The sequence below is a fragment of the Myxacorys sp. genome, assembly GCF_059501405.1.
In genome coordinates this window covers 1-19,802 of sequence record NZ_JCACCM010000119.1, presented here as the reverse complement: position 1 = coordinate 19,802, position 19,802 = coordinate 1, and the positions used below count along the sequence as shown (strand labels likewise).

Genomic DNA, 19,802 nt, shown 5'->3' with positions numbered 1-19,802 from the left:
CCCTCGAATTGCCGTCTCGATCCATCAAAATCGGCAAATGTTGTAGCAGTGTTCGGAAGAACAGTCCTCTGCCTCGCAAACTCGCCAAAATTTTATAGCCCCTGACAAGTTATCTCTCGGTTTCGGCTGTTTTTGCTGGTGCTGAGAACCAGAGCCAGAAACAGCAAATCCTATCGTCTCGATTTGATATAGCTTAGTTTGGTGAATGCTGTTTGTAGCTTGGAGTATGGCGTTTGCTGTCAATGATTCTGATGCCTTTGATAGGTAAGCACGAACAGTATTGAACAGCTAAAGTGAATGGATCGGTGGTACTATTTCCAAGTCCTATCCATCCCTCATGAGGGATGAAATGGGAATCTCTATAGTTGAATCTTCGTTCAACCCGGAACCTGTGGAGCGTTGATTCTGTCATTCATTCAGAGTTGAACCCTTTTATCACTTCCCGGTTGGTAAATCCTATCTTTGATAGTGATCCGAAGTTTTCAATATAGAATGGGCGTTGTTTCAGTTATTTATCGTCTGCATCGGTTTACCTATTTGAGCAGCAGGTATTCAAACAGGTTAGCCAAGAAAGGGTTTAGCCAAAGTACGGTGCTTCGATTTTGAAACAGCGATGGGACAGCTAACGCAACTAAATTGCTCGAGACGTGTATTTTTTAGCCAGGAGTAATCATGAAATCATTGGTTCGTTGGGGTACAACCGTTACCTTGGTTGGCAGCACGCTGGTAGGGTCATTGGTAGCGGGTGGGTTCCGTGCCCTTGCTTTGACTCCTGAACAAGTTGCGCAGAAGTTGCGGCCTGTACCAGTGTTTACGATCGCAAACGGTCAGGGTGCTCCTTTAGTCGCAACGCCGCCCAAAGGTCAGCAGGGTGCGGTAGCAGGCGTTTTCATCAGTCAGCGCGATGCTCAAGCGTTCTTGCAAGCGCTGCAATCTAAGAATCCGAGTCTTGCTAAAGAGGTGAAGGTCGTTCCGGTTTCCCTAGCCGAAGTGTATCAACTCAATCAAGCCAATCAGGGTAAGAAGGACAAGCTGGACTTTGCCTATGTGCCAACTAAGCAGCAGGTCGAGTCGGCGTTGGCGTTGTTGAAGCAATCGGGTCAGAAGGTCAATCAGTTCAATGGAACGCCGTTGTTCGTGGCGCGGGCTGGTAAAGAAAAGGGATTTTTGACCATTCAGCAAGGCAACCGGTCTGTGATTCCGATGTTCTTTAACAAGGAAGATTTATCCCCACTATTAGAGAACTTCAAGAAACAGCAGCCTAACGTCGCTTCAACTGTTGATATTCAAGTCTTTCCGCTCGAAGGCGTGATGGAAGCGCTGAAGAAGGAAAATGATCCTCAACTCGATAAAGTGGTGCTGATTCCATCGAGGGAGTCGCTCGAATTCGTGCGATCGCAGCAACCCGCCAGAGGAGCCGCTCCCCAACAGGCGCGACCCGCCCCCGCGAAAAAGTAACGAGTGACGAAGGTTTTATGGTTTTAGGTGCGGATCTTTGGCAGTGGCGACAGCAGGCAAAAGCTTCGGCTCGTGCTGCCTCGATTTCCCCCGATGAAGTCGATTGGCTCTTGCAGGAATTTGCAGGAGTTGATCGGCTTTCTCTTCGGTTGGAATCGTTTAAGACGCAAGATGAGGTGGCGCTCTCTGTGTCGTTGGATGAGTTGGAGCAGCTTTGGCAAACGCGGATTCGCGATCAGGTTCCGGTGCAATACCTTGCGGGGATGACGCCGTGGCGCGATATTTCTTTGCAGGTCTCGCCTGCGGTTTTGATTCCCCGCCCGGAAACAGAATTATTGATTGATTTGGCGACCGCACGGGCGAAACAAGATCACCAAAAGGGGCACTGGGTTGATTTGGGAACCGGAAGCGGCGCGATCGCGATTGGACTGGCGCTTGCTTTTCCTAGTGCCACGATTCATGCGGTTGATCAAAGTTCGGATGCGTTGGCGATCGCACAAACGAATGCGGCCAATCTTGGAGTGATTGAGCGCATCCAGTTTTATCAAGGTTCTTGGTTTGAGCCGTTAGACCATCTCAAAGGGCAGCTCAGTGCTGTTGTGTCTAACCCGCCCTACATTCCCAGCGAGATGATTTTAGAGCTACAGCCCGAAGTTCGACTGCATGAACCTCACGCCGCGCTTGATGGCGGTGTCGATGGCTTGGATTGCATTCGGCAACTTGTGGCGATCGCGCCCGATTTCCTCAAGCCCAACGGCATCTGGATGACTGAACTGATGTCAGGACAAGCCGATGCGGTGATTGAGTTACTGAAGGCTGAAGGTAGTTATAAACGGATTGGTGTGCATCAAGATTTGGCGGGGATAGAACGATTTGCGATCGCAAATCGCGTCTAGACATCCTGCGGAGCTTGCAGAGCATTTTTGTTGATTAAGACATTGTTTGTCGCTCTAACGGGCTAATGTCATCGCAAGAGAAAGCCTTACATTGCGCAGTTCTCAGTTGAAGCGATCGCTAATCCTAACTCGTGAGGATTGCTCAGAAAATTACCACTCCTTGAGCCAACCTAATGATGCAGTTCAGGAGTGAACAACATTAATCCTTTAAAGCGACCAATAATCGGTTAACCGACAAAATTGAAGGATAGTATGCGATGCCTTTGGCACACGGGAACGCGATCGCGAGATCAGATTTCAAACCGTGAATCTAGCGATCGCACTTTACTCTTCAAGCATTACTCTTCAAGCATTGGTTGTACCTGCAATCTTTAGAAGTTCCAATTAGAACCTCCAATGATTAGCCTTCATTTGATTAAAACCTGTAGCTTATGTCGCATACATAGCGGTCTAACGACCCCGTTCACCTGCCTCTAATAACCTCTCGAACTCAACGAAGAACACTCGTACGGTCGATGTGTAACGGGGCTGTTGTTCGGCTGGCAACGCAACCAGTTCTAATTGAAATCGGTTTCTCCTAACATTATTTTTATTCGGCTCCATCCATATTTAACTCATATAATTTGCTGTAACGTCTCATACCTCAACGCGATCAAATAAAACTTTCAGTCTGTCTTTAAACGCGATCGCACCTACTCAAAAACTCCAGATGCGATCGCACTTACAGGTTTTCTTCGTTCAGCCATGATATTGCGGCGGCAATATCGTTGTAAAACACGCGATGATTGGCTTCACCAAAGGCAAGGCGAGAGAGGTAAGCAATTCCAGTGTTTGGTACAACTATCGCAACTTTTATATCAGCTTGCTTTAGCGCGTCGGTTAACCCTTGCTGCGTGAGAACAATTTCCAAGGGTGGACGCTCAAGCTCCAAAGCATCGTACATGATCCGTTTGTAGTCAGTGTCAATCTGTAACGCTGCAATGCGCTTGTGGCATTCCTGTATGAGTTGGGCTGTCGCCACACCCCGGATTCGCGCGATGATGATTTCACCGACAGGTTCAACCCATAACTGATCTGAACTGATCTGAACTTTCGTTAGGCATTGTTATGTTCGTTCACAAAACTATTTCAGGCTAACTCGTGATTAGATGGATTTTCCCCTTTCTGTTCTGTCTATCTACCCTAAATCCGAATCTTAGGCAGACGCTAATCTGTATAGCACCCCAAATTAGAACATTAGCTAGATTGAGTATCTATGATATCTCTCCAAAATAGAGAATTAGGCAGACGGGATCTATATAACTCGCTGCCTATGGGTGTTATATAGCGAACTTTCGCATAATAATAGCCTTAAAGATAAAGATCGAAGAGCATTTTTTCCTCTTCAGCAGCTCTATCAATCTCTAAGCCAGAGTTGATGCTGAGTTCCTTGATCCCCAAATGTTGACTTCCTTATTGCTAGAAATCTGATCCAGAAAACTGTGCGTTCATCTCGTGATTGAAGCAGAGCGCAACTCCGAAGGAACCGCTTCGAGCTTGGCAGAGTCAATCGTGCTTACCTAAAGCATTTTTTCTACTGCTTCAGTTGTTTAATCAAGGAATGCTTGGGTCACATCGACTTACGCTATGTCCATATCGACTTGCGCTACGGCATTACTAAGGAATGCTTCAGTCACATCGACTTGCGCTACGGCATTACTAAGGAATGCTTCGGTTATACCGACTTACGCTGTATTCGTACCGACTTGCGCTACGACATTATTAAGGAACGCTTGGGTCGTATCGACTTACGCTATGTCTACATCGACTTGCGCTACGACATTACTAAGGAATGCTTGAGTCATACCGACTTACTCTACGGCACTACCGAGTAACGATCGATCGCGAAGGACTTCGGGCAGCGAACCCCTTTAGAGCTTGGCAAGGCTAATCGCTATAAACCAGTCTATTCTTAACAACGGATCGGCACTCACCATCAATGAGAATTTCACCCCTCAAATCGAATCTTCGCCCAAATTTTCTACACTAGAGACTGAAGCCCTTTAGTGACATGCAATGTTTCGACCAAAACCTATTGCTCCAGAATCAGGTCAAGAATCCGTTTGGGATTACCCCCGTCCGCCTCGGCTGGAATCGACCGATAAACGCATTCAGATTGTGTTTAATGGAGTTACGATCGCAGATACCCAAAGAGCCTTTCGCGTATTAGAAACCAGCCATCCACCGACCTACTACCTGCCGCTAGAGGACATTAAACAGGAATACTTGATCCCATCCTCTCGCCAGACCTTTTGCGAATGGAAGGGAAACGGAAGCTATTACACAGTCAAAGTCGGCGACAAAGAAGCGATCGATGTGGCTTGGTACTATTCTGATCCGACTCCAAACTTTGTGGAGATTAGAAATTACGTGGCGTTCTACGCAGCAGCGATGGACGCCTGTTATGTCAACGGCGAGAAAGTCACGCCGCAACCCGGAGGCTTCTACGGTGGTTGGGTCACTAGCGATGTGGTTGGACCCTTTAAAGGAGAACCTGGCTCTTGGGGGTGGTAGTTGCTCTAAGTACTGGGCGAACGTCCCTTGGTCAACGCCCTTTGAACCACAATCAGAAGCAATCCAATCCCAATAAATGCGGCTGCCAAGACGTAACTGGCTTGAGACGCAAATGCAATCAGAATCAAATTACACAAAAGCGCGATCGCAGGAACCAACATAGGAACGTGAAACCCGCTGTTTCGCGGTTCTCGCCGTTTCAGAATTAACAGTGAGAGATTGACTAAACAAAACATCAATAAAATCAGCGTTGCGGTGGTTCCAGCTAAGAATTGCAGCGTTCCAGATAGCGCCAGAACAATCACGATCGGCAGAATCACCAGCAGCGTCCGATAAGGAGTGGCTCGACGTGGGTGCAATTTACCTAGCCAAGCAGGAATTAAACCATCGCGTGACATGCCAAACATCAATCGTGATGCGGTGACAAAGTTCAGCAATGCCGTATTCATCACGGCAAATAACGCAATTACAGTAAAAATAACTTGAGGAAAATTGGGCTGCGATCGCCGCACAACATCTAGCAGCGGAGCGGCTGAAGCTCCCAATTCTGCGGGGGTAAGCACCTGAGCTGCCAGCCAAGAAACCAAGATATACATGATCCCAGCAATGCCCAACGACAGCACGATCGCTCTGGGAACATTGCGTTCGGGGTTTTTCACTTCTTCTGCAACATTAACAATGTCCTCAAATCCGATAAAGGCGTAAAAGGCAAGCGCCGCTCCTTGAGCCACCGATGTCCAACCGACGGGTGGAGAAGTCGCCAAGCTAGACGCAGCAGCCGTTCCACCTCCGCCGCTTAAAAACAAAGTCGCAACCAACACCACAATGATCAAACCCGAAACTTCAACCGTTGTGCAGACAATATTGAGCGCTGAAGACTCCTGCATTCCTCTAAAGTTGACAAACGCCAATGCAGCAAACAGCGTAATTACAATCAACCAGACTGGAAGTGCCGGAATAAAGGCATTCAAATAGCCTGCAAACGCCCTAGAAAGCGTTGCCATTGAAACGAGACAGGTGCAGAACATCAGCCAACCGACGAGGAGCGAAAGCCAATCGGTGCGAAAGGCTCGATGCACGAACGTTGCAACTCCTCCACTCTGAGGAAAGCGGCTGCCAAGCTCGGCATAGCTTAACGCTGTGAACGCTGCTACGACCATTGCGGTCAAAAACGAAGCCCAAACTAGAGATCCAGAAAGCCCCGCAATTTTTCCAATGACGGCATAAATTCCAGCCCCCAGAATGTCGCCCACCCCATAAATCACCAGCGTCCGCAATCCAAAAACTCGCTTGAGCGAGTCTGCATCTGTATTTGTTTCCATATCTTTGCCTTTTACCTTTTAGAATGGAACTCCGCATTCTGTGATAATTGGCATTCAACATAGCACGGAGCCTGCCCTTCAATTTGTTACTGAAATTTGTCTTATGCCGAAATGGACTGTGACAACCGAATTTACGTTTAATGCGGCTCATCAGATTCGCGATTATGACGGCCCCTGTGGACGGATGCACGGACACACGTACACCGTAAAGATGGAGGCAACGTCTCATCGGCTGAATAGGTCAGAATTTTGTCCGCATCCGGTGATGGTGACAGACTTTAGAACTTTGCGCTGGGCAAAGAAAGATGTGTTTAAAGGTGGGTTGGATCATTGCGTCTTGAACGAAGTGTTGCCGGAAGAGTATGAGACGACGGCAGAGATGATCGCTCAATACATTCACGACAAGACGAAAAAGATGCTGCCGGATGGCGTGAAGCTAAAGGTGTCTGTGTCGGAGAATCCTAATTCTTGGGCGGAGTATGAAGATGATTAACCCATCCCCGATGCGAGAGATGCCTGCTCTCATTCCTCCAGAACTTCCGATTGTGGAAACATTTCATTCTGTCCAAGGAGAAGGGGCTTGGACGGGCACAAATGCTTTCTTTATTCGCTTGGGCGGCTGTGATGTGGGCTGTTGGTTTTGCGACACCAAGCACTCTTGGAATCCAAAACGGCACCCAACAATGGCGATCGCAGATCTCACCGCCGCTGCGAAAGCAGTCAACCCTGCGATCGTCGTGATCACGGGAGGCGAGCCGCTCATGCACGACCTCGCCCCGCTAACAGAATCCCTTCACGCCCAAGGTCTTCGCGTTCACCTAGAAACCTCTGGTGCGCATCCCTTGAGCGGAACGTTTGACTGGGTGACGCTTTCTCCCAAGCCCTTTAAGCCGCCTCATGAAAGCGTTTACCCCGAGGCGGACGAACTGAAGGTTGTGATTGCGACAGCGGACGATTTCGAGTGGGCAGAGGAGCAGTCGAGGCAGGTTCCCTCGACCACACTGCGCTATCTGCAAGCCGAGTGGAGCAGTCAAACCACACCGCTAATTTTTGACTACGTGTTACAGCATCCCGAATGGCGCATCAGTCTGCAAACTCACAAACTGTTGAACGTCCAGTAACTATTGCCAGAACTATTGCCAGTGTTCGGGGGCGCGTCCGAAGATGCGGGTGAGCGTGCTTAAGCGATCGCGGATGTCATCATTCAGCATCTCCGGTCGATAGCGCCATGCCCAGTTACCTTTTGCCTGGCTTGGAACATTCATCCGTGCCTCTGCGCCTAAGCCCATGAGATCTTGCATCGGCAAAACGCAGAGCGCTGCCACAGAGCTTAATGCCAGCCGAATCATGTCCCAATGAATACCGTCTGAGCTGATACAGCCTACGTAATCCATCAGATTAGTTTTCTCGTGTTCAGAGAGCGATTCGTACCAACCGATCGTGGTGTTGTTATCATGCGTTCCCGTGTAAACCATGCAGTTGGTTTGATAGTTGAACGGCAAATAGGGATTGCCCGGATCCGAGCCAAAGGCAAAGTGCAAAATCTTCATGCCCGGAAAGCCAAACATGTCGCGCAATTCTTCAACCTCTGGTGTGATTGTGCCTAAGTCTTCGGCCAGAATTGGCAAGTTTCCGAGATCCTGTCTCAAGGCTTCAAAAAACTCTTTGCCCGGAGCCTTGATCCACTCGCCATTGATTGCCGTTTCTTCTCCGTGAGGCACGGCCCAATACGCTTCAAACCCCCGGAAGTGGTCAATGCGAATATAGTTCACCAAATCGAGCATGGCTTCAAAGCGCTGAATCCACCATTTGAAGTTTGATTGTTTAAGGTAATCCCAGTCGTACACCGGATTGCCCCACAGTTGTCCCGTTTCGCTGAAATAATCCGGCGGGACGCCTGCCATCAGTTCCGGTTCGCCCGTTTCTGGGTCGAGTTTAAAGTTCTCAGGATTTGCCCACACATCAGCGCTGTCGTGAGCGACATAGATCGGAATGTCACCAATGATTGAAATGCCGCGATCGTTGGTGTGACGCTTAATGTCTGCCCACTGCCAGAAAAACTCGAACTGAAGATATTTCTGGTAAAAAATCTCGTCACTGAGGCGATGGCGACATTGCTCTAGTGCTTCTGGGTCACGTTTTGCCAGTTTTGGTTCCCACGTGTGCCAACTGGCGCTTTTCTGCTCACTTTTGATCGCCATAAACAAGGCATAATCATCGAGCCAAAATGCTTTCTTTTCACAAAACTGCTGGAATGCTTCCTTTTCTGAGTCAGAAGCATGGGCCTTAAACGCCTCGCACGCTTTTCTTAAGAGCGGCATTTTGAAATCGTACGCGCGATCGTAGTCGGCGCGATCGGGGTGGAACTCTGGCACATTTGCAAAATCTCCATCGTCTAGCAGTCCGCGTTCTTGAAGCCGCTCCAAGTTAATGAGCAACGGGTGTCCTGCCAATGAAGAGTAACAGGCGTAGGGCGAATCTCCGTATCCGGTCGGACCTAGCGGCAACACTTGCCACCATTGCTGCCCACTCTGCACCAGAAAATCGATAAATCGATGGGCTTCAGAGCCTAAATCACCGACTCCAAAGCGACCGGGAAGCGAGGTGGGGTGGAGCAGAACGCCACTAGAACGAGGGAAGTGCATAGACAAAGAAGAGAGTACTAAAGATGCGTGAACTCTAGCACGGGATATGGAAGGGAAAATCGGCTAGAAGAAAGAAGTCAATAATTTAGCGAATACAATGACTTGGCGATCTCTTTGTGTCTTGCCTCCGTCTTAACTGGCAATGGACGCAGAATTCGAGTCTCCCAAAATTCTGATTTCAACTATTCTAGAAACGTTGCAACGAGCGAAAATCTGTGGATCACAAAAACCCGTTTCCCGCGGTTGATATCATTATTGAAATGATTGATCGCCCAGAGCGCCCGATCATTTTGATCGAACGGCACAATCCGCCCTATGGTTGGGCAATTCCCGGCGGATTCATGGATTATGGCGAACCAGCCGAAGAGACGGCCCGGCGAGAAGCGATGGAAGAAATCGGGTTAGATATTCAGCTAGTCGATTTGTTGCAGGTGTACTCTGATCCAGCACGAGACGAGCGACATCACACAATCAGTATGGTTTACATCGCGACCGCAACAGGCGAACCGAAAGCAGGTGATGATGCCAAAGATGTCAAAGTGATCAATATTTGGGAAATTCCGAAAAACCTGTGCTTTGACCACGATCGCATTTTGCACGATTATTTACAGTACCGAAATTATGGACTCCGCCCGAAACTATGAGAAAGATTATTCGTACCGATGCGGCTCCCGCTCCAGTTGGGCCTTATAACCAAGCGATCGCGGCTCAAGGTCAACTCGTGTTTGTGGCCGGGCAAATTGCCCTTGATCCGCAAACGGGTACGATCGTTGAAGGAGATGTGTCTGCCCAAACCGAACGGGTGATGCAAAGCCTAAAAGGAATTTTAGAGGCAGCAGGCGCAACGTTTGCAGATGTGGTGCGAACAACGGTCTTTCTAAAAGATATGAATGATTTTGCGACGGTAAATAGTGTGTACGCCCGCTATTTTGACGAGGCAACCGCGCCTGCTCGTGCCTGTGTTGAGGTGTCCCGATTGCCGAAGGATGTGTTGGTTGAAATTGATTGTATTGCCGTGATTGGGTAATGGGTGGTGGGTAGGACGCCCAACGGATGGTAGAGACGCGACATGTCGCGTCTCTACGACGGTTGACGCGATCGCCGATCAATCCCAGGTTCATCATCCAGACATTCCACGACCTGCCGCGCTACCCTACGCAACGATCGCAGCCCCAGCAGCGATCCCCGAATCAATCGAAATCCTTTAATCGGATGTCGAATCAGTCCGATCGCCAGCGGCAGCGATCGCAGCTTTCCATCTGGATCAATTGCCTCCGTCAAATCCGGTACGTCATCATGCACATCATCACTGACCACTCGTACCATCGTAATTGCCGCATTGAGCGACATCACCGCCATTCCTTCCATATCCACCACGTCAGCGCTGTGGAGCTTGCCTAAGGCTTGCTTTTCGCTCGCTAGGGCAATGATGCGATCGCTCGTCAATGCCCGCACAGGTGTTAGGTTCAGGCACGTTTGCAGACGTTGGGTAAGGGCGCGATCGCACTCTTTCACTTGTCCTAACCCATCCACGCATTCCCGATACAGCACTACCTCTCCCACTCCGTAGCGGGGGGACAAACTGCCGCACAATCCCATTACTACCACCCGAGAAATTTGAAGATCAGTCGAGTGCAGAAAACGCTGCACCGAAGAGCATCCAATCGGAATGGCCTCCACTCGTGGAGGGTTGGAGCAACGGCTTAGCCCCTGACAAACGGCTTGATATTCAGCCCCTTGGGGAACGAGAATCAGTAAACTCATGGAACATTTAATCGCGTGGATGGATCGCTAACTGTGTGAGCGGCTTTTCAGCATAACGTTTCCCTACTGAGCAATTGACCTAAAACTAGAGGAGCCGACTGAGGCTAGAACGTTAAAATAGCCAGACAGACTAGTTCGTATTCGTAGTGTGTTATCGGGTGGGTATCCATGCAACAGCCAACTCAAAAGCCAAAAACTCGAGAATTTTTTAACATTTCTCGTCTTGCGATCGCGTTTCCGTGGCTGACAATCGGCTTCTGGTTGGCAGTTACAGTCGCTGGCATCATGGCATTTAGTTCGCTCAAGTATGCGCTGTTTCCGGACATTGCTTTTCCGGTCGTGGTCGTGAATGCTCAAGCTCCGACTCAGAGTGCAACGGATACAGAACGCACGGTCACCCAGCCGATTGAAGATGCATTGCGATCGCTCCAAGGTGTGGATGATGTGCGCTCATCGTCATATCCAAGCCAATCGGCAGTCAGTCTTTCATTTCAAGTTGGCACAGAGTTAGAGGCGTCTACTCGTGCTGTTGAGACGGCGATGCAATCAGTGACCCTGCCAAAAGACGCGACCTTCAAAGTCATTGCGCTGAATCTGAACGAATCTGCCGCCGTCAGCCATGCGATTGAGAGTTCATCGCGTTCCTTGAGCGACCTGACAAAAGTAGCAAACGATCAAATCGTGCCTGCGATCGCTAACCTTCCTGGCGTTCTCAAAGTCAACCTTCTAGGCGAACCTCCCGCATCTCCTAATCCATCATCGGCTTCACTCGCTTCCCCATCGGTTGCTTCCCCATCGGTTGCTACGTTGGTTCGATTCAACGGCAAAGATGCCTTAGCCTTTCAAGTGATCAAACGCGGTGACGCCAACACGTTAGAAGTAGTGGATGCGGTCGAAAAAGAAGTAGCGCGGCTGCAAAGCACTCTATCAGATGTGCAGCTTCCTCTCGCAGCAACCCAGGCAGAGTATATTCGCAAAGCAACAACTTCGACGATCGAGGCCCTGATTGAAGCCATTGTCCTCGCTATAATCGTCATCTTTCCATTTCTGCGAAACTGGCAAGCTACATTTATTTCTGCTGTTGCGATTCCCGTTTCGTTGCTGGGAACGTTTATTGTGATGGCGATCTATGGATTTAATTTAGAAACGATCACGCTATTGGCGTTAGGGTTGGTTGTCGGGAGTGTGGTTGACGATGCGATCGTCGATGTCGAAAATATTAGCCGTCATATTGAAAACGGAGAATCTCCCCGGCAAGCCGCGCTGCATGCAACGAATGAAATTGGTCTGACTGTGACGGCCGCCACGTTTACAGCCGTTGCTGTATTCTTGCCGATCGGATTAATGGGCGGCGTGGTGGGTCAATTCTTTAAGCCATTTGGCATTACCGTAACTGCCGCAATGCTGACATCGCTCTTAGTAGCGAGAACCCTGTCTCCGGTGATGGCGCTTTATATGATGAGAAGACGCGGACAGGCCGCGCCCCGTGTTGGACGGATCTGGTTCTATTTCAGCGACGCCTATCGCAAATTATTAGTCTGGTCACTGCGCCATCGCTGGATTGTCATGGGCATCGCCATTCTCAGCTTCGTGGGTGGAATTGCGATCATTCCACTGATTCCGCAAGGCTTCATTCCAAAGCTCGATCGGGGCGAATTCAACGTCCGCTACACTGCGCCCCTGCCGCAAATTCCGTCTCGTGAAGCCTTGGCTGCCAATCCTAACCTAATTGCTCAAATCAATCCGCTCCAAGATTCGCTGAATGTAGCAAAACAGCTAGAAGAGTCAGTGAGAAAAGCACCGGGAGTTGAAACTGTGTTTACAACGGTGGGATCGCGGGAAGGCGAGCCGAATAAGGGTTTGCTGTATGTAAAATTGAAAGACGATCGCCCAACGCCAACCCCGCAAGTGCAAGATCAACTGCGGACAACGCTGCCCCAGATTTCGGGAGTGACAACCAGCGTCGAAGATATTCCGTTTGTGGAAGCGGGAAGCCAGAGACCCCTGCAAGCCTCGATTCGAGGAAATGATTTAGCCATCATCACGAAAGCAGCAACTGACTTAAAAGATCGAATTGGGAAATTGCCAGGATTTGCAGATATCACGATCACGGGAAGCAAACTGGAGAACAATACGATTACCCAGATTGAGCGACGGGATCGAGAACGTGTGGTTTACATCAGCGCTAATCTTGGTAAGGATCTGCCGCTAGGGTCAGCAACTGAAACGCTAGTAAACGAATCGAAGGCTGTGCTGCCACCGGGAATTAGCTTAAAGTTGGGCGGTGACTCTGCAACGAGCAGCAAGATTTTTAGAAGCTTTGGTACAACACTAGGCTTGTCTGCGCTCTGTATCGTCGTGGTCTTGGTCATGTTATTTCAAAGCATTATTGACCCGCTAGTCATTGCATTTTCACTGCCGTTGGCAGTTGTTGGAGCGATGTTAGCGTTGCTATTTACCCGCAGCGATTTTGGCATGATTTCGCTGATCGGATTTGTGTTTCTTTTGGGATTGACAAATAAGAACGCTATTTTGATTGTGGATTACATTAATCAACTGCGGCGAGAAGGACTCGATCGCACAGCAGCGATTGTTAAAGCGGGTCCGATTCGCCTCCGCCCAATCATTATGACCACTGCCGCCACGATTTTAGGTATGGTTCCCCTAGCGCTTGGATTTGGGGCAGGAGCAGAACTGCGATCGCCGATGGCAATCTCAATTTCCGGTGGACTCATCACCTCGACGCTGCTTAGTTTGTTCGTCGTTCCTGTGGTTTACACCCTGCTCGATGATTTCAAACCGAAGACATTCAACCGCAAACCCTAATTCCATGAAAGCATTTGTCACAGGCGGAACCGGATTTGTCGGCGCAAATCTAGTGCGATCGCTGCTTCAACAAGGTCACAGCGTCCGAGCACTGGTTCGACCCAATAGTGCGTTAGACAATCTGCAAGGATTGGATCTAGAGCTTGTAAACGGCGACTTAACCGACCCAGATTTGGCGCGATCGCTGATGGGATGCGATGCCCTATTTCACGTCGCCGCTCACTACTCGTTATGGCAGCGCGATCGCGACGCTCTCTATCACAGCAATGTGATTGGCACTCGCAACATCTTAGCTGCCGCTAAACAAGCAGGAATTGAGCGAACAGTTTACACCAGTTCTGTTGCGGCGATTGGGGTTGATCCGTCTGGGCAACCCGCTACCGAGCGCTATCAATCTCCGGTTGAAGCGTTAATCGGAGCCTACAAACAATCGAAATATTGGGCAGAACAAGAAGCGATCGCAGCGGCTAAGGCAGGACAAGACGTGGTAATCGTCAATCCGAGTACTCCGATCGGCGCGTGGGATATCAAGCCCACGCCCACTGGAGATATTATTCTGCGATTCCTCCAGCGCCGAATGCCCGCTTATGTTGACACCGGACTGAATTTGATCCACGTCCGGGATGTCGCGCAAGGACATCTGCTCGCGTGGGAAAAAGGACGTTCTGGAGAACGCTACATTCTAGGCAATCAGAACCTTTCGCTGAAACAATTGCTCGATCATCTCAGTCAACTGACTGGGCTGCCCGCCCCGACGCGATCGCTGCCTGCCTGGATTCCCCTCAGCGTCGCCTGGATTGACGAACAAGTTCTCACTCGATTCGGCAAAGCCCCCTCTATCCCTATCGACGGAGTGAGGATGTCGCAGCATCCGATGTACTACGATGCAACAAAAGCTATTCAAGATCTCGGCTTACCCCAGACCCCTGTCACTACTGCTTTGAAAGATGCCGTAGACTGGTTTGTATCGAAAGGTTACGTAAAAAAGGGATGAAGGAGAAAGAAGTAACCGTGAGTGGCAACGATCTTCAATCACCACTCTACTAAATCCATCTTATTCCTCATCCCGTATGCTACCCCTGTGAGGAGTCTTAATTCATGGCTATTCAGCTACAGCAAGCAATTTCAGTTGGTTCTTATTTAGTCAAGCAGCGACTCTCAGGGCGTAAGAAATTTCCGCTCGTGCTGATGCTCGAACCGTTGTTTCGCTGTAATCTTGCTTGCACAGGATGCGGCAAAATTCAGCACCCCGTTGAAATTCTCAAGCAAAATTTGACGCCCGAACAGTGCTTTGCGGCGGCGGAAGAATGCGGTGCGCCCGTGGTTTCGATTCCCGGCGGCGAACCGTTGCTGCATCCGCAAATCGACGAGATTGTGCGCGGTTTGGTGGCACGCAAGAAATTTGTCTACCTCTGCACCAATGGCATTTTGCTTGAAAAGAGCCTCTCTAAATTTGAGCCGTCGCCTTACTTCAGCTTTAGCGTTCACCTAGATGGAATGCGGGAATGGCACGATAAATGTGTCGATCGCAAGGGCATCTTCGATACGGCGGTTGCTGCGATTAAAGCCGCGAAAGCAAAAGGATTCCGCGTCACCACAAACACAACCATTTTTGAGGGCGCTGATGTTGGCGAGATGCAGCGATTCTTCGACTTTCTCAGCAGTGATTTGAAAGTCGATGGCATGATGATTTCTCCGGGCTATGGCTACGAATGGGCACCTGACCAAGACCATTTCCTCAAGCGCGAACAAACCAAGGCCCTGTTCCGCGAGATTTTGGCACCGTTCAAAGCGGGTCAAAAATCTTGGGTTTTTAATCACAACCCCCTGTTTCTAGACTTTCTCACAGGTGACAAAGATTATGAATGCACCCCTTGGGGCAGCCCTAGTTACAGCGTTTTAGGTTGGCAAAAGCCTTGTTATCTCTTGAATGAAGGTCATTACAAAACCTTCCGCGAACTGATTGACAACACCGATTGGAGTCAGTACGGTCGCAAGAGTGGCAATCCTGAATGTGCAGACTGTATGGTGCACTGTGGTTATGAACCAACGGCAGCAGTCGATGCGATGCAGCCGAGTAACATTGGGCGATCGTTAGGTGCAGTCTTTGGAGGATGATCGTAGGGATGAAGAATGAGGGATGAGGGATGAGCAAAGATTGGATCGAGAGACGGAGTAATTCCCTAAAGCGGCTCAAGGCAGTCTTACCCTCCCTCCCTTCTTCCCTCTTTCCCTATCTCTCCCTCCTCCTTTGGGTGTTGCCTTTAGTGCTTTTGCGGAGCACTCAGCAAAGCCTAATGGCGCACGATGAAGGCATTTACGCAATGCAGGCGCGATCGCTGCTCTTGACCGGAGATTGGGTCACGCCGCAATGGGGGCGCGGTTACAGTTTCGATCGCACAATTGGCATTCAGTGGCTCATTGGGGTTTGCTTTTGGCTGTTTGGCACGAGTGAAGGAACGGCGCGATTACCAAGTGCGATCGCGTGGATTTTTTCTGTCTTGCTCACCTATCGAATTGGCTGTTTTCTGCTGAATGCTCGTTTGGCATGGCTGGGAGCCGCGATTTTTAGCGTCATTCCTCTGGTTGTGCAATATGGACGCCTCGCGACTCAAGACGCTGTTTTAGTCTTGATCGAACTGGTGGGAATTTGGGCGTTGCTAGAAGCGGGTAGCCAGAAGCGCCCTTTTTGGTACATTTTGGCAGGCTCGACGTTTGGCTTAGGATTTTTGATCAAGGGATTTATGGTGATCCCGGCTGCGATCGCGCTGCTTCCTTACGCGATTCGTCATCGCCACCTGCTGAATCCGTGGCTTTACTTGGGTTTAGTTCTTGGTGCAGTCCCGCCCCTTGGCTGGATGCTTGCTGCTATCCGGCAATACGGCAACCTTTCACCTGTCGAAGGACTGTTTGGAAAACTCTTTCACCTGGGAGAACAGACCTATCTGGGAGCGGGTCGCTTTTACTATTTCTGGAATATTCCAGCCAATGGATTTCCGTGGGTATTTTTTGCATTGGGTGGCGTCTGGTGGGCGCTTCGGGCTCAACGGCTTCGAGAATTAGTCCGTTCAAATCGAAGCTGGTTATTGCTCGTTGGCTATCCAACTATTTTGTTTGTTGAATTAACGCTATTCGGGACGAAAACGCATTATTACCCGTTGCAACTGATGCCGTTTGTGGGCCTGCTGGGCGCGATCGCACTCGATCATCTAGTCCAGCTTTATCAAACCCGTCAAAATCGTTTTCTGTTGACGGGCCTCAATCTGCTAATCGCCTGCCTGGGGCTGATCTTAATTGCGCTCGTAATTGGAATTCAAACTTCGCCACAAATTCGTTTAGCGTTGGGCGGCAACGTTGAACGAGGTGCAATACTCGGCTGGATCGTTGGTTTAGGTTGGTTAGGCACGGCGATGGTATGGTTTAGGCGCGAGCAGATCGGACTCGTTCGCTCGTCTCAGCAGTGGATAGCCGGGTTATTACTCACCTCCTGGCTAGCGTTGGCGACAATGAATTTGACTGGATTTTGGGGAAATTACAGTCCTAAATTGAAGACGTTTTTGCAGCAATCGACTGTGCAAGCTGTGTTGTGCTCTCATCCAGTCAATTTTGTAGTCAACGAAGAAAGGCTGAGCCGGGGCGATCGCAAAACCTACCTGCTGCTTAACTTCTACACTCCCAACATCGGCGCATTTTCAACTCAAAACGTTGATCCTTCCTCAAAACCGCGTCAAGAAATCTACGCTTGGGTTGATCCAAACTTGGCAAAATTGCCTCATTCCAACAAGCAAATAGTCGCAACGTTTGAAGGCTGGCAGCTAGTGCTTCGTTAGGGTAAGGATAAGGGACTTATACTAAAACCATTTATTACTGGCATCCGTTATGGTCATGCTGCAACTCCGGCAACTTGTCGTTCATCCTGGGCAACGAGTCCAACTTCAGGAGGTCAACTGGAGCGAATTTGAAGCAATTCTCGATGAGCTGGGCGATCAGCGTGCGAGCCGGATTGCTTATAACGATGGAATTTTGGAGATTCGGATGCCCTTACCAAAGCATGAAAAAGCCAAGGTTTTGATTGGGGATATGGTCAAAATTCTTCTAGAAGAGCTTGATATCGATAACGAGTGCTTTGGTTCTAGCACCCTAAAACGTCAGGATATGGCAAAAGGGATCGAACCTGACGATTGCTTCTATATTGAAAACTCCGCTCAAATGATTGGTAAGGATCGCATTGATCTAGCGGTTGATCCACCACCCGATCTCGCAATTGAAGTTGACGTTACCTCTAAAACTGAACTTGATGTTTATAGCGCATTAGGCATTCGGGAACTATGGCGCTTCAAAGACGGAACCTTGCAAATTAGTCTTTTTCAAAATGGACAGTACTCCGATTCAACGGTAAGTTTGCACTTTCCTGATTTTCCCATTATTGATCTCATTTCTGAGTTCCTTGAGCAAGCTCAAACGGCAGGGCGCAGCCAGACGCTGAAATCTTTTCGTCAACGAGTGCGAGCCATGATCAGCACCTCTAGCTCAAAATGACGAGCCAGCAACACTGCTAAGATCTACTTCAAGTGATAGATAAAAAGCGATGGGCAGGGACAGCAGTGAAATACCAAAACTTGCTTCCGTGCGGTACGGTAAACGTAGCGTTCCAAATTACTAACTATGATCGCGCTGGAAACTGGGCAAGACTGGCAACAGATCGTCAAAGAATTTGAGGCGATCGTCGGCAAAAATGGCGTCGTTCGCAAGCGAGAAGAATTACTCGTTTATGAATGCGATGGTCTCACGAGCTACCGAGCACGCCCTGCTGTTGTTGTCTTGCCGCGCACCACAGAAGATGTTTCCGCGATCGTCAGGGTATGCGATCGCTATCGTGTCCCCTTCGTCGCACGCGGTTCAGGAACGGGTTTGTCTGGGGGCGCACTGCCGATCGAAAACTGCGTTCTGATCGTCACCTCGCTAATGCGTCAGATTCTTAGCGTCGATCTTGAAAATCAGCGCGTTGTGGTGCAACCCGGTGTGATCAATAGCTGGGTGACGCAAGCCGTAAGCGGTTCTGGGTTTTACTATGCGCCTGATCCATCGAGTCAGATTATTTGTTCCGTTGGTGGCAACGTTGCAGAGAATTCTGGCGGCGTACATTGCCTCAAATATGGCGTTACGACGAATCATGTGTTGGGGCTAAAAGTTGTGTTGCCCGATGGCGCGATCGTCGATCTGGGCGGCGACCTGCCAGAAATGCCTGGATACGATCTCACAGGCGTCTTTGTGGGATCAGAAGGCACACTTGGTATCGCGACAGAGATCACCCTCAATATTCTCAAAACCCCCGAATCGATCTACGTTCTACTTGCTGATTTCACTAGCATTGAAGCCGCAGGCGCAACCGTTTCAGACATCATCAGCGCTGGCATCCTTCCTGGCGGCATGGAAATGATGGACAACATGAGCATCAACGCCGTGGAAGATGTCGTGAAAACAGGCTGTTATCCTCGCGATGCGGCAGCAATTTTGCTGATTGAGGTGGATGGGTTAGAGATTGAAGCAGAGGTAAACGCCCTGCGTGTGGCAGAAATTTGTCGGCACAACGGGGCGCGGGATGTGGCGATCGCCACCGAACTTGAAGATCGTCTCACGATTTGGAAGGGACGCAAAGCCGCCTTCGCCGCGATGGGTAAAATGAGCCCCGACTACTACGTACAAGACGGTGTGATTCCGCGCACGAAGCTAGAGTATGTGTTGCGAGAAATTGAATTACTCGGCGCGAAACACGGCTACAACGTTGCGAATGTGTTTCATGCAGGCGACGGAAATTTGCATCCGCTCATCCTGTACGACAACTCAGAACCGGGAGCGCTAGAAAAGGTCGAAGAATTGGGCGGTGAAATTCTCAAACTCTGCGTCAAAGTTGGTGGCAGCATTTCTGGAGAACATGGTATTGGAGCCGACAAGCGCTGCTACATGCCGGAAATGTTTACTCCTGCGGATCTAGAAACGATGCAATGGGTGAGAGAAGCGTTTGACCCTCACGGCATTGCGAACCCAACAAAGATATTTCCGACGCCTCGCACCTGCGGAGAAGCGGCGCGATCGTATACAGGTCAAGAAATTAAAGGAGCAGAACGATTTTAAGAGTCGCGCCACTTCATTAGATTTGGCATCATTGCACATTAATTGGTCAAACCTCAATTAACCTCAGCGACTTTCCATCTCAGTGTCCTTATTAGGTTAGGTGGAAAAGATTTTAGATTGGGCTTTCTTGCCTGGTTCTGAGTAATAACCTTCAGGGGGTGACAACGAGGCTAGAGCGCAGACTGGATCAGGGCAATGGCGTT

Annotated in this window: 18 protein-coding genes; 14 read left to right on the top strand and 4 right to left on the bottom strand. The window is 49.6% G+C overall.

All coding sequences use genetic code 11. The features are described 5' to 3' along the window. The first annotated feature begins 672 nt into the window (after positions 1–672). Both AC5I6P_RS15965 and prmC read left to right on the top strand, forming a co-directional pair. Entirely contained in the window at positions 673–1,458 is a 786-nt protein-coding gene (locus tag AC5I6P_RS15965) for a Tic22 family protein (RefSeq protein WP_495694765.1), read from the top strand. A 17-nt stretch (positions 1,459–1,475) separates the two neighbouring features. Continuing rightward, complete coding sequence (prmC, locus tag AC5I6P_RS15960; RefSeq protein WP_495694764.1) at positions 1,476–2,354, top strand: peptide chain release factor N(5)-glutamine methyltransferase; 879 nt, start codon at positions 1,476–1,478, stop codon at positions 2,352–2,354. A 721-nt stretch (positions 2,355–3,075) separates the two neighbouring features. Here prmC and AC5I6P_RS15955 read toward each other — a convergent pair. Next, positions 3,076–3,375: a hypothetical protein gene (locus tag AC5I6P_RS15955; RefSeq protein WP_495694763.1), complete on the bottom strand. Its 300-nt coding sequence runs from the start codon at positions 3,373–3,375 to the stop codon at positions 3,076–3,078. Between the two features lie 583 nt (positions 3,376–3,958). Here AC5I6P_RS15955 and AC5I6P_RS15950 point away from each other — a divergent pair. Beyond that, positions 3,959–4,228, top strand: a complete 270-nt coding sequence (locus tag AC5I6P_RS15950) for a hypothetical protein (protein ID WP_495694762.1) — start codon at positions 3,959–3,961, stop codon at positions 4,226–4,228. Between the two features lie 181 nt (positions 4,229–4,409). Beyond that, positions 4,410–4,907, top strand: a complete 498-nt coding sequence (locus AC5I6P_RS15945; protein WP_495694761.1) for a DUF427 domain-containing protein — start codon at positions 4,410–4,412, stop codon at positions 4,905–4,907. Positions 4,908–4,912: 5 nt separating this feature from the next. Here the strand turns inward: AC5I6P_RS15945 and AC5I6P_RS15940 are convergent, their stop codons facing one another. Next, on the bottom strand, positions 4,913–6,229 hold the full coding sequence (locus tag AC5I6P_RS15940) for an APC family permease (RefSeq protein ID WP_495694760.1): 1,317 nt from the start codon (positions 6,227–6,229) through the stop codon (positions 4,913–4,915). 103 nt (positions 6,230–6,332) lie between these two features. Between AC5I6P_RS15940 and AC5I6P_RS15935 the strand changes: the two genes are divergently transcribed. Together AC5I6P_RS15935 and AC5I6P_RS15930 are read left to right on the top strand one after the other, a co-directional pair. Further along, positions 6,333–6,722, top strand: a complete 390-nt coding sequence (locus AC5I6P_RS15935; RefSeq protein WP_495694759.1) for a 6-pyruvoyl trahydropterin synthase family protein — start codon at positions 6,333–6,335, stop codon at positions 6,720–6,722. After that, on the top strand, positions 6,715–7,350 hold the full coding sequence (locus AC5I6P_RS15930; protein ID WP_495694758.1) for a 7-carboxy-7-deazaguanine synthase QueE: 636 nt from the start codon (positions 6,715–6,717) through the stop codon (positions 7,348–7,350). Before AC5I6P_RS15935 ends, AC5I6P_RS15930 begins: the two co-directional genes overlap by 8 nt. Positions 7,351–7,362: 12 nt before the next feature. Here the strand turns inward: AC5I6P_RS15930 and malQ are convergent, their stop codons facing one another. Next, a complete protein-coding gene (gene malQ, locus AC5I6P_RS15925) occupies positions 7,363–8,874 on the bottom strand; it encodes a 4-alpha-glucanotransferase (protein WP_495694757.1) in 1,512 nt (503 codons plus the stop codon). Between the two features lie 215 nt (positions 8,875–9,089). Between malQ and AC5I6P_RS15920 the strand changes: the two genes are divergently transcribed. Further along, positions 9,090–9,518 (top strand): NUDIX domain-containing protein, encoded by a 429-nt coding sequence (locus tag AC5I6P_RS15920; RefSeq protein ID WP_495694756.1) that lies wholly within the window; start codon positions 9,090–9,092, stop codon positions 9,516–9,518. Further along, the gene (locus AC5I6P_RS15915) at positions 9,515–9,901 is read left to right on the top strand and encodes a RidA family protein (protein ID WP_495694755.1); all 387 of its coding nucleotides are present in this window, start codon (positions 9,515–9,517) and stop codon (positions 9,899–9,901) included. The genes AC5I6P_RS15920 and AC5I6P_RS15915 overlap by 4 nt, the downstream gene beginning before the upstream one ends. Positions 9,902–9,954: 53 nt before the next feature. On the opposite strand, the gene AC5I6P_RS15910 is transcribed toward AC5I6P_RS15915, so the two are convergent. Further along, entirely contained in the window at positions 9,955–10,638 is a 684-nt protein-coding gene (locus AC5I6P_RS15910; RefSeq protein ID WP_495694754.1) for a phosphorylase family protein, read from the bottom strand. 168 nt (positions 10,639–10,806) lie between these two features. Between AC5I6P_RS15910 and AC5I6P_RS15905 the strand changes: the two genes are divergently transcribed. The 6 genes from AC5I6P_RS15905 (at position 10,807) to glcD (ending at position 19,599) form a co-directional block, all read left to right on the top strand. Continuing rightward, positions 10,807–13,464, top strand: coding sequence for an efflux RND transporter permease subunit (locus AC5I6P_RS15905; RefSeq protein WP_495694753.1), 2,658 nt, complete (start codon positions 10,807–10,809; stop codon positions 13,462–13,464). Between the two features lie 4 nt (positions 13,465–13,468). Further along, positions 13,469–14,458, top strand: a complete 990-nt coding sequence (gene hpnA / locus AC5I6P_RS15900; protein ID WP_495694752.1) for a hopanoid-associated sugar epimerase — start codon at positions 13,469–13,471, stop codon at positions 14,456–14,458. A gap of 104 nt (positions 14,459–14,562) precedes the next feature. After that, entirely contained in the window at positions 14,563–15,582 is a 1,020-nt protein-coding gene (gene hpnH / locus AC5I6P_RS15895; protein WP_495694751.1) for an adenosyl-hopene transferase HpnH, read from the top strand. Positions 15,583–15,611: 29 nt separating this feature from the next. After that, positions 15,612–17,294 carry an ArnT family glycosyltransferase gene (locus tag AC5I6P_RS15890; protein WP_495694750.1) on the top strand — a complete coding sequence of 561 codons (1,683 nt, stop codon included), beginning with the start codon at positions 15,612–15,614 and terminating at the stop codon, positions 17,292–17,294. Between the two features lie 49 nt (positions 17,295–17,343). After that, the gene (locus AC5I6P_RS15885; protein WP_495694749.1) at positions 17,344–18,003 is read left to right on the top strand and encodes a Uma2 family endonuclease; all 660 of its coding nucleotides are present in this window, start codon (positions 17,344–17,346) and stop codon (positions 18,001–18,003) included. Between the two features lie 126 nt (positions 18,004–18,129). After that, positions 18,130–19,599, top strand: a complete 1,470-nt coding sequence (glcD, locus tag AC5I6P_RS15880) for a glycolate oxidase subunit GlcD (protein ID WP_495694748.1) — start codon at positions 18,130–18,132, stop codon at positions 19,597–19,599. The last annotated feature ends 203 nt before the right edge of the window (positions 19,600–19,802 follow it).

Bases quoted from the DNA above. Each gene is read 5' to 3' on its own strand.
- AC5I6P_RS15905 (WP_495694753.1), top strand. From the start codon at position 10,807: ATGCAACAGCCAACTCAAAAGCCAAAAACTCGAGAATTTTTTAACATT.
- AC5I6P_RS15940 (WP_495694760.1), bottom strand. From the start codon at position 6,229: ATGGAAACAAATACAGATGCAGACTCGCTCAAGCGAGTTTTTGGATTG.
- AC5I6P_RS15890 (WP_495694750.1), top strand. From the start codon at position 15,612: ATGAGCAAAGATTGGATCGAGAGACGGAGTAATTCCCTAAAGCGGCTC.
- glcD (WP_495694748.1), top strand. From the start codon at position 18,130: ATGATCGCGCTGGAAACTGGGCAAGACTGGCAACAGATCGTCAAAGAA.
- malQ (WP_495694757.1), bottom strand. From the start codon at position 8,874: ATGCACTTCCCTCGTTCTAGTGGCGTTCTGCTCCACCCCACCTCGCTT.
- hpnH (WP_495694751.1), top strand. From the start codon at position 14,563: ATGGCTATTCAGCTACAGCAAGCAATTTCAGTTGGTTCTTATTTAGTC.
- hpnA (WP_495694752.1), top strand. From the start codon at position 13,469: ATGAAAGCATTTGTCACAGGCGGAACCGGATTTGTCGGCGCAAATCTA.
- AC5I6P_RS15945 (WP_495694761.1), top strand. From the start codon at position 4,410: ATGTTTCGACCAAAACCTATTGCTCCAGAATCAGGTCAAGAATCCGTT.
- AC5I6P_RS15915 (WP_495694755.1), top strand. From the start codon at position 9,515: ATGAGAAAGATTATTCGTACCGATGCGGCTCCCGCTCCAGTTGGGCCT.
- AC5I6P_RS15930 (WP_495694758.1), top strand. From the start codon at position 6,715: ATGATTAACCCATCCCCGATGCGAGAGATGCCTGCTCTCATTCCTCCA.
- AC5I6P_RS15885 (WP_495694749.1), top strand. From the start codon at position 17,344: ATGGTCATGCTGCAACTCCGGCAACTTGTCGTTCATCCTGGGCAACGA.
- AC5I6P_RS15965 (WP_495694765.1), top strand. From the start codon at position 673: ATGAAATCATTGGTTCGTTGGGGTACAACCGTTACCTTGGTTGGCAGC.
- AC5I6P_RS15910 (WP_495694754.1), bottom strand. From the start codon at position 10,638: ATGAGTTTACTGATTCTCGTTCCCCAAGGGGCTGAATATCAAGCCGTT.
- AC5I6P_RS15935 (WP_495694759.1), top strand. From the start codon at position 6,333: ATGCCGAAATGGACTGTGACAACCGAATTTACGTTTAATGCGGCTCAT.
- prmC (WP_495694764.1), top strand. From the start codon at position 1,476: ATGGTTTTAGGTGCGGATCTTTGGCAGTGGCGACAGCAGGCAAAAGCT.